This window comes from Streptococcus sanguinis, assembly GCF_013343115.1.
Taxonomy (GTDB): Bacteria; Bacillota; Bacilli; order Lactobacillales; family Streptococcaceae; genus Streptococcus; species Streptococcus sanguinis_H.
The window spans coordinates 2,139,923-2,154,276 of the sequence record NZ_CP054570.1 but is presented as its reverse complement, the minus strand read 5'-3'; the positions used below and the strand labels follow the sequence as shown (position 1 = coordinate 2,154,276).

Annotated in this window: 14 protein-coding genes; 3 read left to right on the top strand and 11 right to left on the bottom strand. The window is 42.9% G+C overall.

The features are described from left to right. Positions 1-135: 135 nt before the first annotated feature. From FOC72_RS10495 to mnmA, 11 genes are all read right to left on the bottom strand, one after another. The gene (locus FOC72_RS10495; RefSeq protein ID WP_002894233.1) at positions 136-858 is read right to left on the bottom strand and encodes an ABC transporter ATP-binding protein; all 723 of its coding nucleotides are present in this window, start codon (positions 856-858) and stop codon (positions 136-138) included. Next, positions 858-1,856, bottom strand: coding sequence for an ABC transporter substrate-binding protein (locus FOC72_RS10490; protein WP_032914025.1), 999 nt, complete (start codon positions 1,854-1,856; stop codon positions 858-860). The genes FOC72_RS10495 and FOC72_RS10490 overlap by 1 nt, the downstream gene beginning before the upstream one ends. Positions 1,857-1,900: 44 nt before the next feature. Then, the gene (locus tag FOC72_RS10485; RefSeq protein WP_002894236.1) at positions 1,901-2,680 is read right to left on the bottom strand and encodes an ABC transporter permease; all 780 of its coding nucleotides are present in this window, start codon (positions 2,678-2,680) and stop codon (positions 1,901-1,903) included. 275 nt (positions 2,681-2,955) lie between these two features. Beyond that, positions 2,956-3,579: an HAD family hydrolase gene (locus FOC72_RS10480; protein ID WP_032914031.1), complete on the bottom strand. Its 624-nt coding sequence runs from the start codon at positions 3,577-3,579 to the stop codon at positions 2,956-2,958. A 96-nt stretch (positions 3,580-3,675) separates the two neighbouring features. Then, positions 3,676-3,951: a Veg family protein gene (locus FOC72_RS10475; RefSeq protein WP_002894239.1), complete on the bottom strand. Its 276-nt coding sequence runs from the start codon at positions 3,949-3,951 to the stop codon at positions 3,676-3,678. A 2-nt stretch (positions 3,952-3,953) separates the two neighbouring features. Next, positions 3,954-5,309 carry a replicative DNA helicase gene (gene dnaB, locus FOC72_RS10470; protein WP_002894241.1) on the bottom strand — a complete coding sequence of 452 codons (1,356 nt, stop codon included), beginning with the start codon at positions 5,307-5,309 and terminating at the stop codon, positions 3,954-3,956. A 26-nt stretch (positions 5,310-5,335) separates the two neighbouring features. Next, on the bottom strand, positions 5,336-5,788 hold the full coding sequence (gene rplI / locus FOC72_RS10465) for a 50S ribosomal protein L9 (protein ID WP_002894242.1): 453 nt from the start codon (positions 5,786-5,788) through the stop codon (positions 5,336-5,338). Beyond that, positions 5,785-7,776 carry a DHH family phosphoesterase gene (locus FOC72_RS10460; RefSeq protein WP_457654770.1) on the bottom strand — a complete coding sequence of 664 codons (1,992 nt, stop codon included), beginning with the start codon at positions 7,774-7,776 and terminating at the stop codon, positions 5,785-5,787. Before FOC72_RS10460 ends, rplI begins: the two co-directional genes overlap by 4 nt. A gap of 187 nt (positions 7,777-7,963) precedes the next feature. Then, positions 7,964-9,871 carry a tRNA uridine-5-carboxymethylaminomethyl(34) synthesis enzyme MnmG gene (mnmG, locus tag FOC72_RS10455; RefSeq protein ID WP_002894246.1) on the bottom strand — a complete coding sequence of 636 codons (1,908 nt, stop codon included), beginning with the start codon at positions 9,869-9,871 and terminating at the stop codon, positions 7,964-7,966. A 144-nt stretch (positions 9,872-10,015) separates the two neighbouring features. Then, positions 10,016-10,630 carry a MarC family protein gene (locus FOC72_RS10450; RefSeq protein WP_002894248.1) on the bottom strand — a complete coding sequence of 205 codons (615 nt, stop codon included), beginning with the start codon at positions 10,628-10,630 and terminating at the stop codon, positions 10,016-10,018. Between the two features lie 19 nt (positions 10,631-10,649). Beyond that, positions 10,650-11,771, bottom strand: a complete 1,122-nt coding sequence (mnmA, locus tag FOC72_RS10445) for a tRNA 2-thiouridine(34) synthase MnmA (protein WP_002894250.1) — start codon at positions 11,769-11,771, stop codon at positions 10,650-10,652. Positions 11,772-12,069: 298 nt separating this feature from the next. Here mnmA and sdaAB point away from each other — a divergent pair, with 298 nt between their 5' ends. Genes sdaAB through FOC72_RS10430 form a run of 3 tightly spaced genes read left to right on the top strand, consistent with a single transcriptional unit; the run spans position 12,070 to position 14,321 of the window. Beyond that, positions 12,070-12,741 (top strand): L-serine ammonia-lyase, iron-sulfur-dependent subunit beta, encoded by a 672-nt coding sequence (gene sdaAB, locus FOC72_RS10440; RefSeq protein ID WP_032914034.1) that lies wholly within the window; start codon positions 12,070-12,072, stop codon positions 12,739-12,741. A gap of 8 nt (positions 12,742-12,749) precedes the next feature. Beyond that, positions 12,750-13,622 carry an L-serine ammonia-lyase, iron-sulfur-dependent, subunit alpha gene (gene sdaAA, locus FOC72_RS10435; protein WP_002894252.1) on the top strand — a complete coding sequence of 291 codons (873 nt, stop codon included), beginning with the start codon at positions 12,750-12,752 and terminating at the stop codon, positions 13,620-13,622. 51 nt (positions 13,623-13,673) lie between these two features. Then, the gene (locus FOC72_RS10430; protein ID WP_002894254.1) at positions 13,674-14,321 is read left to right on the top strand and encodes an HAD family hydrolase; all 648 of its coding nucleotides are present in this window, start codon (positions 13,674-13,676) and stop codon (positions 14,319-14,321) included. Positions 14,322-14,354: the final 33 nt, after the last annotated feature.

Sequence of the window (14,354 nt, the reverse complement as noted above, 5' to 3'; positions counted from 1 at the left end):
CTTTCCTGCTGCTATTTCACACAAAGGCTATTGTACCATGAATAAAGTCAAAAGTAAAGGGACTTATGCAAAAAATCAAGCCAAAAGGCTTGATTTAGGTTGTTTCTTGAAAGCAAAGGAATTCCGACAGTTGCTTCACACTCCCAAAATCTTCAAAATCTCCTGCTTGTATCGTAACTTCTGCAGTTCCTTATCCTCACTGTCTGACCAAGTCAGTTGGAGATCTGCAACAATTTGCCCAGGCCGATTTTTCAGAATATAGATATGGTCGCTGAGAGCCAGAGCTTCCTCAATGCTATGAGTAATGAGAAGAGTCGTCAGACCCAGCCTACGATGAATATCCAGATACCAAGCGTGCAGCTCCATCTTAGTCAGCTCATCCAGAGCACTAAAGGCCTCGTCCAGAAGAAATAGCCTGTGACCGAACATATAGGTCCGTAGCAGAGCCACGCGCTGCCGCATCCCCCCGCTCAGCTCATGTGGATACTTATCTGCCACATCAAAGAGTCCAAACTCCTTCAAAATCTGGGTTGCCTGCTCCGTCGCTTCCTTTTTTGATACTTTTCGGATTAAGAGGGGCAAGATGACATTGCCTAGCACCGTCTTGTGCTCCAGCAGCAAGTCCTTCTGCAGCATATAACTCACCCGGCCCTTGGGATTTTCCTGCCCGTCTAGGACAATCCTACCCGACTGGACCTCCAAAATCCCAGCAATTAGATTAAAGAGGGTAGTTTTCCCGACTCCGCTAGGTCCCAAAATCGCTACGACCTGGCCTGCTTCTACCTGTAGGCTGATATCTTTCAAAATCTGCTGCTCATCATAAGCATAGCTTACATTTTCAAGTTTAATTTCTGTCATTATTTTATATAATCGTTGCTAAATCCCTTGTCACTCAAGTCATTGTCCACGATACCCTTATCCTTGGCCCATTTGTAAAAGGCATTCCAGCGGCTAGCCTCAAACTGACCCCACTTGTCCTTATCCGATGCATATTGCTCAGACAGATATTTTTGGGAAGCCAAGACAATGTCACGCTTATTTTTCAACTCTGGCGCATGCTTGATTAAAATATCCGCCGCTTCTTCAGGATGCTCCATGGCATATTGATAACCCTTCTTGATAGCCTGCAGGACCTTTTTCGCCTCGTCCGGATTCTTCTTCAGATAGTCATTATTAGCAATAATCACTGGAGAATAATAGTCAAATTCCTTGACATAGTCCTTCATGTAAAAGAAATTCGTGTCCATGCCTTGAGTCTCTGCCATGATACCATCCCAGCCATGATAAATCCAGGCTGCATCAAACAAACCATTTTCAATCGGCGTAATGGAGTTGGAATCGTTGTTGGGAACTTTTTCCACTTCATCAAACTGGCCGCCTTGGCTTTCAACCAAAGTTTTGAGCATGCCTAGCTCCACTGGATCATTCCAGGTGCCATATTTCTTCCCAACCAGATCCTTAGGCCCTGTAATCCCTGCAGACTTCTTTGAAATAATGCCCGAAGTATTATGCTCTACAATGGCCGCGACAGCTGTGATTTCTGCGCCCTTATCCAGTTTTTTAGCCATGGAGTCCTGGAAGTAAATACCAAAAGGCGCCTTGCCGTTGATAATCAGATCCGAACTGCTATCTTCAGGCGGCAACTTGATATCCACATCCACGCCTGCTTCCTTGAAATATCCCTTTTCTTGAGCTACATAAAGGCCGGTATGATTGGTGTTAGGTGACCAGTCTAAGATAAAATCAATCTTTTTATCCTTGCTCTCAGACGTAGATTTCGACTGACCGCAGGCCGCTAGGCCAATGATTGACACGGTAGCCAAACCTGCCAACAAGACTTTATAACTTTTTTTCATCATTATCCTCTTTTCTTTCTTTGGAAAATAGCAGAGCTGAGCTCCTATTTCCACTTAATAACATATTTTTCACTGACAGCCACCAGCTTCATCCCCAGAAGACTGATGACCGAAACCAATATGATAATGGAAAACATGGTGTCGTACTGGAAAAGTTTCTTGGACTGAATCATATAAACACCCAAGCCTTCGAAACCGCCCAGCCATTCGGAAACCACAGTCGTGATAAAGGCATAGGAAACACTGACGCGCAAGCCCGCATAGAAATAGGGCAGACTAGCTGGAATCTTAAAATGCCAGAGAATCTGCCAGCGATTGGCCTGCATAAGCTCAAAGAGAGTCATAGTATCCCGGTCACAATGCCGAAAACCATCCAGAATACTGACGATAATCGGAAAGGTTGTCGTCAGAATAATCAGCACAATCTTGGGCAAAATCCCATAACCCAGCCAGAGAACCAGAATTGGCGCCAAAGCAATGGTCGGAATCGTCTGCACCACGACCATCATGGGATAAATTAAATCATTGAGCCAGCTCATGCTGTCCATGAGTATAGCTAGTATACAAGCCAAGATGACGCCCAAGACTAAACCCAGCAAAGCTACTTTTAAGGTCGCCCAGCTATGACTTGCTAGAAATCCAGCATCTCTGATAAAGGCCTGACCGATTTCCAGAGGTGTCGGCAGGATAAACTTGGGCAAGAGCTTGAGCCAGCCCATGACCTGCCAGATGACAAGTACACCCAGCATACCTAAGAGACCGATTTGCTGCCGCATCAGCCTTTGTAGTGCTTTCATTAGAACGATTTTCCTCCCTTCCTGCATTTTTAGCGCTGCAATTCTTCAAGATATCACCATCGATAAAGATGATAAAAGAAAAAGCCTTTTCCATATATGGAAAAGGCGCACAATACCACTATTTTCGGTATGATTCCTACGCTGGCATTACCCAGATCAGGTGCGGTCGAAGCTTACACTTCCTCTCAGACTGTACACAGACTCCCATATATAGGACTATGATAGCGCAATCATCAGCAAATGTCAAGGTTTGAGCTTGGACTCACTCCTTTTCAACGATAAGTAAAGCAAACGATCATCAATCAGTCAAACTTCCCTTTCACAGTCAGCAAGTCCTCCATAGCCCTGATATTCTCTGTCTCGCTTGTGGATAAGATGGTTTCAAAGCCCAGCTCAGCTGCCGTATCTAAGTTAGCCTGAATATCATCAATGAAGACGGATTCTACTGGATCCAGATTATATTTTTTTAACAGCTTTTGGTAAATCTCTGCTTCTGGCTTGACGACACCTACCTCTGAGGAAAGGATATAGCCCGACAACAGTGAGTAAATGGGCAACAAACCAGCTTTTTCAATATGATAAAAAATCTCACAAGTGGTTGACAAGATATAGATTCGATAGCCCTGATTAGCCCATAGCCGAATTCTTTCCTGTAAACCACTGTAAACATGCACAACCTCATACCAATGATAAAAGATATTCTTAACGACAGAATGATAGGAAGCATCTAGCTGAGTCTGGACTCCCTCACAGGCTTCTTTCAAACTCAGCTCTCCTTTGTCTGTCTTATGCCAGACACCTGACTCAAAAATGGCCTGTCTAAGGACCTGCCGCCGCTCTTTCTCAGGTTCAAAATATGTCAGGATTTTCTTAGAATTCCATTCAATCAGAACATTGCCCAAATCAAAAACTAAATTTTTAATCATGATGACCACCTGTTTTCTTTGCTTATCATCCTCTATATACATCGATTTGACTGAGGAATTGCTTCAAATATAAGTAAAAAGACCCGCTGGGCCTTTCTATTCATCAAAATAACGGATGAGATTCTTTTCTGTCAAAATGTCAGAATAAGTATAAGACTCCACATAGGTATTGGAGATTTCCCCTGGCTGACCGCCTTCATTGGAATATTCCACGATAAACAAAGATGGATAAACTTCAATCAGACGGCCTTGCTTGCTTTTTTGGCGCTTACGACCGTTTTCCAGCGTCATCTCAACGATTTGTCCTTCATGCGCCTTGATATCTTCTTTGATTTTTTTCATTTTTGCCACATCTGTAAATGCATCACTCATCTTTATTCGTCCTCTCTTTTGGAAATACTTGAGAATTTATTATACTCTTTCTGGAAAATTAACTCTACTGTACCACGCGCTCCACTCCGGTTTTTCTCGATAATGACTTCAACCTTGTTGTTGGGAATGCCTTCTTCCTCCTCACCAGCCCGATCATAATAATCATCCCGGTAAAGGAAGGCAACGATATCCGCATCCTGCTCAATGGAACCTGATTCCCGAATATCAGACAGTACTGGTCGCTTATCCTGCCGCTGCTCCACACCACGCGAGAGCTGACTCAGCGCAATGACCGGCACCTTGAGCTCTTTAGCCAAGATTTTCAACTGCCGGGAAATTTCCGAAACTTCTTGCTGGCGGTTTTCACGGCCAGTTCCTGTAATCAGCTGCAAATAGTCAATCAAGACCAGGCCTAAATTGCCCGTTTCCTGGGCCAGTTTTCGAGCCCGCGAGCGAATCTCTGTAATCCGAATCCCTGGTGTATCATCAATATAGATACTAGCGTTAGCCAGATTAGCTGTCGCAATGGTATATTTTTGCCACTCTTCATCTGTCAGTTGCCCCGTACGAATGGAATGAGAATTAATCACCCCTTCTGAAGCCAGCATCCGGTCCACCAAGCTCTCCGCCCCCATTTCCAGAGAGAAAATGGCTACAGTCTTATCCAGCTTGGTTCCGATATTTTGAGCGATATTAAGGGCAAAGGCCGTCTTTCCGACCGCTGGCCGAGCCGCCAAAATGATTAATTCTTCCTCATGCAGACCAGTCGTCATCTTGTCCAGCTCACGGTAGCCAGTCGCAATCCCAGTGATATCTGATGTCTGCAGAGACCGAGCCTCCAGATTGCCAAAGTTAAGGTTCAGCACATCACGGATATTTTTAAAGCCACTGCGGTTGGCAGTTTCACTGACATCAATCAGAGCTTTTTCAGCTCCGGCGATAATTTCCTCTGACAGCCGGTCACCATCGTAGGCTTGATTGATAGACTCTGTCAGACGCGAAATCAACCGCCTTAGAATGGCCTTTTCTGCAACGATTTTAGCATAGTATTCAGCATTGGCAGAGGTTGGCACAGAATTGACCACTTCCACCAAGTAGCTGAGACCGCCGATATTCTGCAAGTCACCCTGACTGTCTAAAATATTGCGAACAGTCGTTGCATCAATGGCATCCCCGCGGTCAGCCAAGTCAATCATAGCCTTGAAAATCAAGCGATTGGCATACTTAAAGAAGTCAGCAGGCTCGATATACTCACGAACAAAGACCAGTTTGCTCTCATCAATGAAAATGGCTCCTAAAACGGACTGCTCCGCTAAAATATCCTGAGGCTGAGCTCGGAGTTCATCAATCTCTGCCATCGGTAAATCCTTCCTTCAAATCACTATTATCCTTCTTTAACTCGCAAACGAATCACCCCAGTTATATCCTGATAAATTTTCACTGGAACATCGATCAGACCAATGGAGCGAATCGGTGAGTCCACCTTAATATGGCGTTTGTCAATTTTGATGCCAAACTGCTTTTGCAGCTCTTCTGCTATTTTCTTGCTGGTAATAGAGCCAAAGGTGCGGCCGTCCGGACCAACTTTTTCAGTAAATTCAACAAGAGTAGCTTCTTCTGCTAACTTAGCCTTAATAGCCTGAGCTTCTGCCACTAGTTCCGCGTGGGCTTTTTCTTCGGACTTTTGCTTGCCGCGCAGTTCACCGATAGCCTGCGCTGTTGCTTCCTTGGCTAAGTTTTTCTTAATCAGAAAATTTTGAGCATAGCCAGTCGGCATTTCCTTGATTTCGCCTTTTTTGCCCTTGCCTTTTACATCTGCTAAAAAAATTACTTTCATCCTTTTTTCTCCTCGTCTATTATTACTTCTTCTTTAATGACTTGGTCCATAATTTCTTGATTCAGCGACTGAAGAACCTCAGAAACTGTTTTACCTTCAATTTGAGCTGCCGCCAGATTGAAATGACCGCCACCGCCCAGCTTTTCCATAATTCGCTGAACATTGATCTTGCTACGACTGCGAGCCGAAATAGACACATAACCTTTGGTATTCTTGCTCACGACAAAAGTTGCCTCAATTCCTGACATAGAGAGCATGGTATCAGCTGCCTTACTGATGACAACTGTATCATAAGTGTTCTCTTCTGGACCAGCTGCTACAATGACATTAGGCAAAATCTTCTTGCCGTTTAAAATCAGCTCATTAATCGCACGATATTCCTCAAAATTCGTAGCGGAAATATCCTGAATCACAACACTGTCACTGCCTCGAGTCCGCAGATAGCTGGCCACATCAAAGGTCCGACTGGTGACTCGAGATGAAAATCCTTTGGTGTCAAGCATAATCCCCGCCATGAGAATGCTGGCTTGCATCTTACTGAGACGATTCTTTTTAGAATTCTGGAACTGAATCAGCTCCGTTACCAACTCACTGGCACTGCTAGCCCCACTTTCGATATAGGCAATCACAGCATTTTCCGGAAAATCTTCATCACGGCGATGGTGGTCGACTACGATAATCTGACTGAATTGATCAAAGAAATCCTTAGACAGCGTCAGAGATATCTTGGAGTGGTCAACCATAATCAAGAGCGAACGATTGGTCACCATATTTACTGCTTCAGAAAGCGGAACCAGATAGTCAGCCCCTTCCTGCTTGAGCTTTGTAATGGAGCGCTCAATGTCAGAAGCCATTTGGGACGGATCATAAACCACATAAGCTTTCTCAATGATATTACTAGCAAAGAGCTGCATACCAAGAGAAGAACCCAAGGCATCCATATCCAGATTTTTATGTCCGACTATAAAGACCTGATCCACACTCTTAATCTTATCAGAGATCGCAGTCATCATAGCCCGAGTACGGGTGCGCGTGCGCTTAACAGCTGACGCCGTTCCTCCACCAAAGAAGATTGGGTTCATGTTGTCATTATTTTCTTTAACGACAGCCTGATCCCCACCGCGAACTTCAGCTAAGTTGAGGTTAAGCAGGGCTACCCGACCGATTTCATCATGATTGCCATCACCATAAGAAAAGCCCATACTGAGTGTCAGTGACAGCTCTCGATTTTTAGCTTCTGTCCGAAATTGATCAATGATAGAAAATTTATTTTCCATCAGCTGTTCCAGAACTGTGTAATCCGTAAAAAGATAGAACCGATCCATGCCAACCCGACGGTAAAACATGTGAAACTGCTCAGAAAATTCTGCTACGAAGTTGGCTACAAAGCTATTGATATGGCTGATATCCGTATCAGAAACGACATCTTCCAAATCATCATAATTATCCACCGAGATAATCCCGATCACCGGGCGCGTTGTTACCAGACCAACAGTGGCTTCGTATTCATTGGATGCATCAAAAAAATAAAACACACTGGATGCACGATCCAAGTAAACCGAATATTTCTTGTCTCCAACAGTAGCATAATGACCAGAATCTGAATAGGCAGCCTTCATGATATTCTTAAGCATATCAGCATCAAAATCACCATCTTCAGTTGTAAAAATCAGTTCTGCATAGGGATTAAACCACTCTACATCACCATTATCTTCACTGATTTTAATGACACCAACTGGCATCTTATCCAGCAAGGAAGCGAGGCTTCCTTCTGCTTGATGATTGACATAATGAATCTGCTCAATCTCATCTAGCTCGGATACTCTCTGTTGCTGGATAAAAAGCACAATCAAAAGAGCCAGCACAAGCATGAGAGCAGCTAGCATGGCCAAACTATCACCGAAAAGCCTCAGACAGATGGCTAAGATTATAAAGGAAATTAGACCCGCCATCGCCAAGTGAATTGGGGCAAAACGAAATTTTTTCATCATAGACCTCTTATTCCGCCATTTTACCATAAATCCTAGAAAAAAGCGAATTTCTCCCAATAATCAAAGCATTTAACAAGGGTAAAGGAAGCGAAAAACAGTCTTTCAAAGTTTACAATCTTGTCAACCCCTTGTAAACTTACACAAAAAGGCTGCTTCCCAAAGGAAACTAAGCCTTTTACAAGAGTTACTTCGCTTGATTTTTAGAAATGCTTCTAGACTTGCCTTCTAAGTAAACCATCAAAATAGAAATATCTGCTGGATTGACACCAGAAATACGACTTGCCTGACCAATCGTTTCTGGATTAATTTTCTTGAACTTTTGCCGCGCTTCTGTCGCAATCGAATCAATATCATCCCAGTCAATATTTGCTGGAATCCGCTTCTCTTCCATGCGCTTCATCTTTTCAACCTGATCAAGAGCTTTGGAAATATAGCCTTCGTACTTAATCTCTGTCTCAAGCAACTCGATAATCTTTTCATCAAGCTCTTCTGCAGCTGGACCAATGAACTGAACCACATCTTGATAAGACACTTCCGGTCGTCTTATAAATTCTTTGGCAGTTACTGCATCTGTCAGAGGCTTAAAACCAAGTGCTTCTACCTTGGCATTGGTTTCCTTGACAGGCTTTAGCTTGATGGATTCCAAACGCTTCATTTCATTGTCAAATTGATTCTTTTTAATCTCGAAACGAGCCCAGCGCTCATCATCTACCAGACCAATTTCTCGTCCCAGCTCTGTCAAACGCATATCTGCATTGTCATGGCGGAGAATCAAACGGTACTCAGCTCGGCTAGTCAAGAGTCGGTAAGGTTCTACAGTTCCCTTGGTCACCAAATCATCAATCATGACTCCAATGTAACCATCACTGCGCTTCAGAATCAGCTCCGGCTTACCTTGGATTTTCAAGGCCGCATTTATCCCAGCAATAATCCCTTGACCTGCAGCTTCTTCATAACCAGAAGTCCCATTGGTCTGACCTGCTGTAAAGAGCCCAGAAATTTTCTTGGTTTCCAAGGTTGCCCGCAACTGGTGGGGCATAATCATATCGTACTCAATGGCATAGCCTGTCCGCATCATCTCAGCATTTTCTAGCCCCTTGATAGAGTGAACCAAGTCCTTCTGTACATCTTCTGGCAAACTGGTTGACAGCCCCTGCACATAAACTTCTTCTGTATCACGACCCTCAGGTTCTAAGAAAAGCTGGTGGCGTTCCTTATCCGCAAAACGGACAATCTTATCCTCGATTGACGGGCAATAGCGAGGTCCCACACCCTTAACGATACCTGAAAACATAGGAGCACGATGCAGGTTATTTTGGATAATTTCATGACTTTCTGCATTGGTATAAGTCAACCAGCAAGGCACTTGATCTTTCACATAGTCTTCATCACGAGATGTGTAAGAGAAATGATTGGCTTTTTCATCACCTGGCTGAATCTCGGTCACATCATAATTGATAGATGACGCCTTAACACGTGGAGGAGTTCCAGTTTTAAAACGACCAATTTCAAATCCTAGATCACGCAGATTATCTGCCAAAGGAATGGCTGCTAAGCTATGGTTTGGACCAGATGAATACTTAAGATCACCAATAATAATTTCTCCCCGCAAGGCTGTTCCAGTCGTAACAATGACGGCTTTAGCTGCATACTCCTGATGAGTTGCCGTTTTAACCCCAATTACCTTACCATCTTCTACCAAGATTTCATTAATCATGGTTTGCCGCAGAGTCAGATTTTCTTGATTTTCAACAGTCTTCCGCATTTCTTTGGAGTAAACTTCCTTATCCGCCTGGGCCCGAAGAGCCCGAACAGCGGGTCCTTTACCAGTATTGAGCATCTTCATTTGGATATAGCTCTTGTCAATATTCTTGGCCATCTCCCCACCCAAAGCATCTACTTCACGAACGACAATCCCTTTAGCAGACCCTCCGATAGAAGGATTGCAGGGCATAAAAGCCAGCATCTCAATATTGATGGTTGCTAAAAGAACCTTGCAACCCATTCGACTAGCAGCCAGCGATGCCTCAACCCCAGCATGCCCTGCTCCAATCACGATAATATCATAACTTTCAGTAAAATTGTGTGACATTTCTTTTTCCTTCGTTTTTTTTCACCAAAAAAGGCCAAGTCTCCAGAAGTGCAGGACAAAAAAGCCTGCAACATCCATGAGCTTTGACCATCATGACTATTGTTAAAGCTATTTTATCAAATCAAATCGTTTTGTCAATGCAAATCACTGTTTGAGCAAGGTCTGCACACTGACGATAATCATCTGTATTCCTATCGAGAATAGTAAAAGTCCCATCATTTTCGTTATAATTTTCATCAAATTTTCTCCCAAGAAGCCTGCAATTTGTTTTGCACTTCTTAACAGGAGATAAGTGATGACACATAGTAGAGCAAAAGCAACTACGGTTATCAGTTGATTCTGCAAACCTCCATTAGCCAGACTTAAAGCAGTTGTAATTGTACCTGGTCCCGCAAAAAGTGGCATTGCAAGAGGAGAAATAGCAATAGACATTGGATCTGAATTTACTGCTTGCTGCTCCATTCCTTTATAGCTGGGTGAATGATTACCATTAATCATATGATAACCGATAACGGCCACTAATATTCCACCAGCAATTCTGAAAGAAACAATTGTAATTCCAAATACTTTAAAAATGAAATCTCCTGAAAAGATAAAAACAGTTACAATAACAAAGGCAATCAAAAGACTCCTAAAAGCAATTTTTCGTGAAATTTTTTGACTATCATCTGCTACTAAAGCCATGTAAGCAGGAAGATTTGAAATTGGGTTCATTATAGCGAAAAATGCCATAAATGCATAAAAAAATTGAGAACTCATCGTTTTTATTTAACTCCAGTTAGACATACTGACAAACCTTGCCATCACGGTAGGCATTGTCAATTAAACCGCCACCTAAACACTCTTCGCCATCGTAAAAGACAACTGCCTGTCCTGGTGTAATGGCGCGCTGTGGCTCCGCAAAGATGACCTCTGCCTTGTCTCCTTTGACATGTACTGTCACCTTAGAATCAGGCTGACGGTAGCGGAACTTAGCTGTACATTCCATAGTAAATTCTTCTGGCATTTCTTTTGTGAAATGAACCTGACTAGCGTCAAGACTGGTTGACATTAAGTTGTCATGGTAAAAGCCTTGACCCACATAAAGGATATTTTGGCTGAGGTCTTTTCCAACCACAAACCAAGGCTCATTATCTCCACCATGCTGACCACCAATTCCAAGACCACCCCGCTGGCCAATAGTATAATACATCAACCCAGCATGCTGGCCCATATCTCGGCCTTCCAAGGTCATCATGCGACCAGGCTGGGCTGGTAAATATTGACTCAGAAATTCTTTAAAATTCTTCTCACCAATGAAGCAAATACCAGTCGAGTCTTTTTTCTTAGCTGTAGCTAAACCAGCTCTTTCAGCAATTGCTCGAACTTCTGGCTTTTCTAAATGCCCCAGAGGAAACATAGTCTTTTGCAGTTGTTCCTGTGACAGTTGGCTTAGGAAGTAAGTCTGATCCTTATTGTTGTCCTTGCCACGCAACATGTGAACCAAGCCATCTTGGTCTCTCTTTATCTGAGCATAGTGACCCGTTGCAACGTAATCTGCACCCAGTGTCAAGGCATAGTCAAGGAAGGCTTTAAACTTGATTTCCTTGTTACACATGACATCTGGATTTGGAGTCCTACCAGCTCGGTATTCCGCCAAGAAGTATTCAAAAACGCGATTCCAGTACTCTTTCTCAAAGTTGACAGAGTAGTAAGGAATGCCAATCTGATCTGCAACAGCAGCTACATCCTTGTAGTCTTCTGTGGCTGTACAGACACCAAATTCGTCTGTGTCGTCCCAGTTTTTCATGAAGATGCCAATCACATCGTAACCTTGCTCTTTCAAGAGCAAGGCAGTTACTGATGAATCAACACCTCCGCTCATACCAACAACGACACGAATCTTAGAGTTATCACTCATTGTGTTCTCCCATCTTTTCGTTATTTCACGATTGAAGGTCGTGCTGTGCTTTCAACGATTGAAGGTCGCTTGAGCAAGGCCTATTATAGCACGAAAGGACTCGGAAAACAACTCAGAAATTTAACTAAATTTATTAATTGTAAATTATGTTTACAACTTTGTAAACTTATTGATTTTCTCGTTTACTTTCCTATCTAGCAAAATTTTATAATATCCACTTTTAATTCATTTAAAAAATCAGCAGAAAGCCCTTAACTTTGTTATAATGAAAATAAAAAATAAGCTGCAAGGAGAAATCATGACTTCACTAAGATTTCAATCTGTTTTTGATATTATCGGACCTGTGATGATAGGTCCATCAAGCAGCCATACGGCAGGTGCCGTCCGTATTGGAAAAATTGTCTCCTCTATTTTTAACGATGAGCCAACAGAGGTAGAGTTCCAGCTCTTTAACTCTTTCGCCAAAACTTACCGAGGTCACGGAACTGACTTGGCTCTTGTAGCAGGGATTTTAGGTATGGATACAGATGATCCAGAGATTCCTAACAGCCTTGAAATTGCCTATAAACGCGGCATCAAGATTGTCTGGACCATTCAAAAAGATAGCAATGCTCCTCACCCAAATACGACAAAGATTACTGTCAAAAATGACCATAAAACAATCAGTGTGACTGGAGTCTCTATCGGTGGGGGCAACATTCAAGTAACAGAGTTGAATGGCTTTTCAGTATCTCTGAGCATGAATACTCCGACCATCATTATCGTCCACCAGGATGTCCCAGGCATGATTGCCCATGTCACTGAAGCTCTATCACGCTACAATATCAATATAGCTCAGATGAATGTCACTCGTGAGAAGGCTGGAGAAAAAGCGATTATGATTATTGAAGTTGACAGCCGCAGCTGTGAGGAAGCCATCGATGAAATTCGCAATATTCCTCATCTGCATAATGTGAATTTCTTTAAATAGGAGAAAATATGTTTTATTCCATCAAAGAATTGGTAGAGCAAGCTGATTTAGATTACCAAGGAAATATTGCTGAATTGATGATTGCTACTGAGTATGAATTAACTGGTCGCGAAAGAGATGAAGTCCTGCGGCTAATGCATCGCAATCTGGAAGTCATGAAAGCCTCTGTCCTTCTTGGACTCGATGAGAGCAAGTCTCGCAGCGGATTGACTGGTGGAGACGCAGCTAAACTTGACAACTATATCCAGTCAGGAAAGACTTTATCAGACCATACTGTGCTGACTGCTGCAAAAAATGCTATTGCTGTCAATGAGCACAATGCTAAAATGGGCTTGGTTTGTGCTACACCAACGGCTGGCAGTGCTGGCTGTCTGCCTGCTGTCCTTACATCAGCTATCGAAAAATTAGGCCTCTCAGAAGAAGAACAGCTAAACTTTCTATTAGCTGCAGGCGCTTTTGGCCTAGTCATTGCAAATAACGCCTCAATTTCGGGTGCTGAAGGTGGCTGTCAAGCTGAGGTTGGCTCCGCTTCAGCTATGAGCGCAGCTGCTTTAGTTCTGGCTGCTGGAGGTTCACCTTTTCAAGCCAGTCAAGCTATTTGTTTTGTCATTAAAAACATGCTAGGCTTGATTTGTGATCCAGTAGCTGGTCTGGTGGAAGTGCCTTGTGTCAAGCGAAATGCTATGGGAGCCAGTTACGCATTTATTGCAGCTGATATGGCTCTTGCGGGAATCGAATCTAAAATTCCTGTTGACGAAGTCATTGACGCCATGTATCAAGTTGGGTCAAGCCTGCCTACTGCTTTCAGAGAAACAGCTGAGGGCGGTCTAGCTACAACACCTACAGGACGCAGACTTTCAAAAGAAATCTTTGGAGAATAACCTTGACAAATTTGTCAAGTAGATTTACTAGATAGTAAACAAGGAGACAAGATGAATCATTTGAAATATATCTTCTTTGATTTGGATGGAACTTTAGTTGACAGTTCAAAGGGCATCCAAAAATCCTTTGAATACAGCTTTAAACAACTTGGAAAAGAGTGCCCTGAAGAAAGTATTATCAAAAGTTTTATGGGGCCGCCTCTGGAAGTAAGCTTCGCCTCCGTTCTTGAAGAAAGCCAAGTCCCAGAAGCGATTAACTATTATCGTAGCTTCTATAAGAAAAAAGGCATCTGGGGCGTCCGCCTCTATGAGGGGATACCTGAATTGCTGACACAGTTAAAAGAAGCCGGCTATCAGATTTATGTAACAACGAGTAAAAATCAACCCACAGCACAAGATTTATTAGCAAATCTAGCTATCTCTGACCAATTTGATGATATTTTTGGCTCACTGCCGGATTCATTCCATAAAGCAGATGTTCTGCGTCGAGCATTGCAAACACTAGATGCAAATCCAGAAGAAACCATAATTATAGGCGATACAAAGTTTGATATAATTGGCGGTAAAGAAGTAGGAATCTCAACTCTAGGAGTCCTTTGGGGCTTTGGCAGTCAAAAAGAGTTACTAGAAAATGGAGCAGATTTACTAGCTGATTCTCCCAATCTCATTTTAAAAATATTGAATGAACACTTTTCATAACTTTACACACCTGTCAATCCAGATAAGTTTGTA

What these genes read in the sequence shown, in the direction of transcription:
- FOC72_RS10495 (WP_002894233.1), bottom strand. Translation starts at nt 858, where the DNA reads ATGACAGAAATTAAACTTGAAAATGTAAGCTATGCTTATGATGAGCAG.
- FOC72_RS10490 (WP_032914025.1), bottom strand. Translation starts at nt 1,856, where the DNA reads ATGAAAAAAAGTTATAAAGTCTTGTTGGCAGGTTTGGCTACCGTGTCA.
- FOC72_RS10485 (WP_002894236.1), bottom strand. Translation starts at nt 2,680, where the DNA reads ATGCAGGAAGGGAGGAAAATCGTTCTAATGAAAGCACTACAAAGGCTG.
- FOC72_RS10480 (WP_032914031.1), bottom strand. Translation starts at nt 3,579, where the DNA reads ATGATTAAAAATTTAGTTTTTGATTTGGGCAATGTTCTGATTGAATGG.
- FOC72_RS10475 (WP_002894239.1), bottom strand. Translation starts at nt 3,951, where the DNA reads ATGAGTGATGCATTTACAGATGTGGCAAAAATGAAAAAAATCAAAGAA.
- dnaB (WP_002894241.1), bottom strand. Translation starts at nt 5,309, where the DNA reads ATGGCAGAGATTGATGAACTCCGAGCTCAGCCTCAGGATATTTTAGCG.
- rplI (WP_002894242.1), bottom strand. Translation starts at nt 5,788, where the DNA reads ATGAAAGTAATTTTTTTAGCAGATGTAAAAGGCAAGGGCAAAAAAGGC.
- FOC72_RS10460 (WP_457654770.1), bottom strand. Translation starts at nt 7,776, where the DNA reads ATGAAAAAATTTCGTTTTGCCCCAATTCACTTGGCGATGGCGGGTCTA.
- mnmG (WP_002894246.1), bottom strand. Translation starts at nt 9,871, where the DNA reads ATGTCACACAATTTTACTGAAAGTTATGATATTATCGTGATTGGAGCA.
- FOC72_RS10450 (WP_002894248.1), bottom strand. Translation starts at nt 10,630, where the DNA reads ATGAGTTCTCAATTTTTTTATGCATTTATGGCATTTTTCGCTATAATG.
- mnmA (WP_002894250.1), bottom strand. Translation starts at nt 11,771, where the DNA reads ATGAGTGATAACTCTAAGATTCGTGTCGTTGTTGGTATGAGCGGAGGT.
- sdaAB (WP_032914034.1), top strand. Translation starts at nt 12,070, where the DNA reads ATGACTTCACTAAGATTTCAATCTGTTTTTGATATTATCGGACCTGTG.
- sdaAA (WP_002894252.1), top strand. Translation starts at nt 12,750, where the DNA reads ATGTTTTATTCCATCAAAGAATTGGTAGAGCAAGCTGATTTAGATTAC.
- FOC72_RS10430 (WP_002894254.1), top strand. Translation starts at nt 13,674, where the DNA reads ATGAATCATTTGAAATATATCTTCTTTGATTTGGATGGAACTTTAGTT.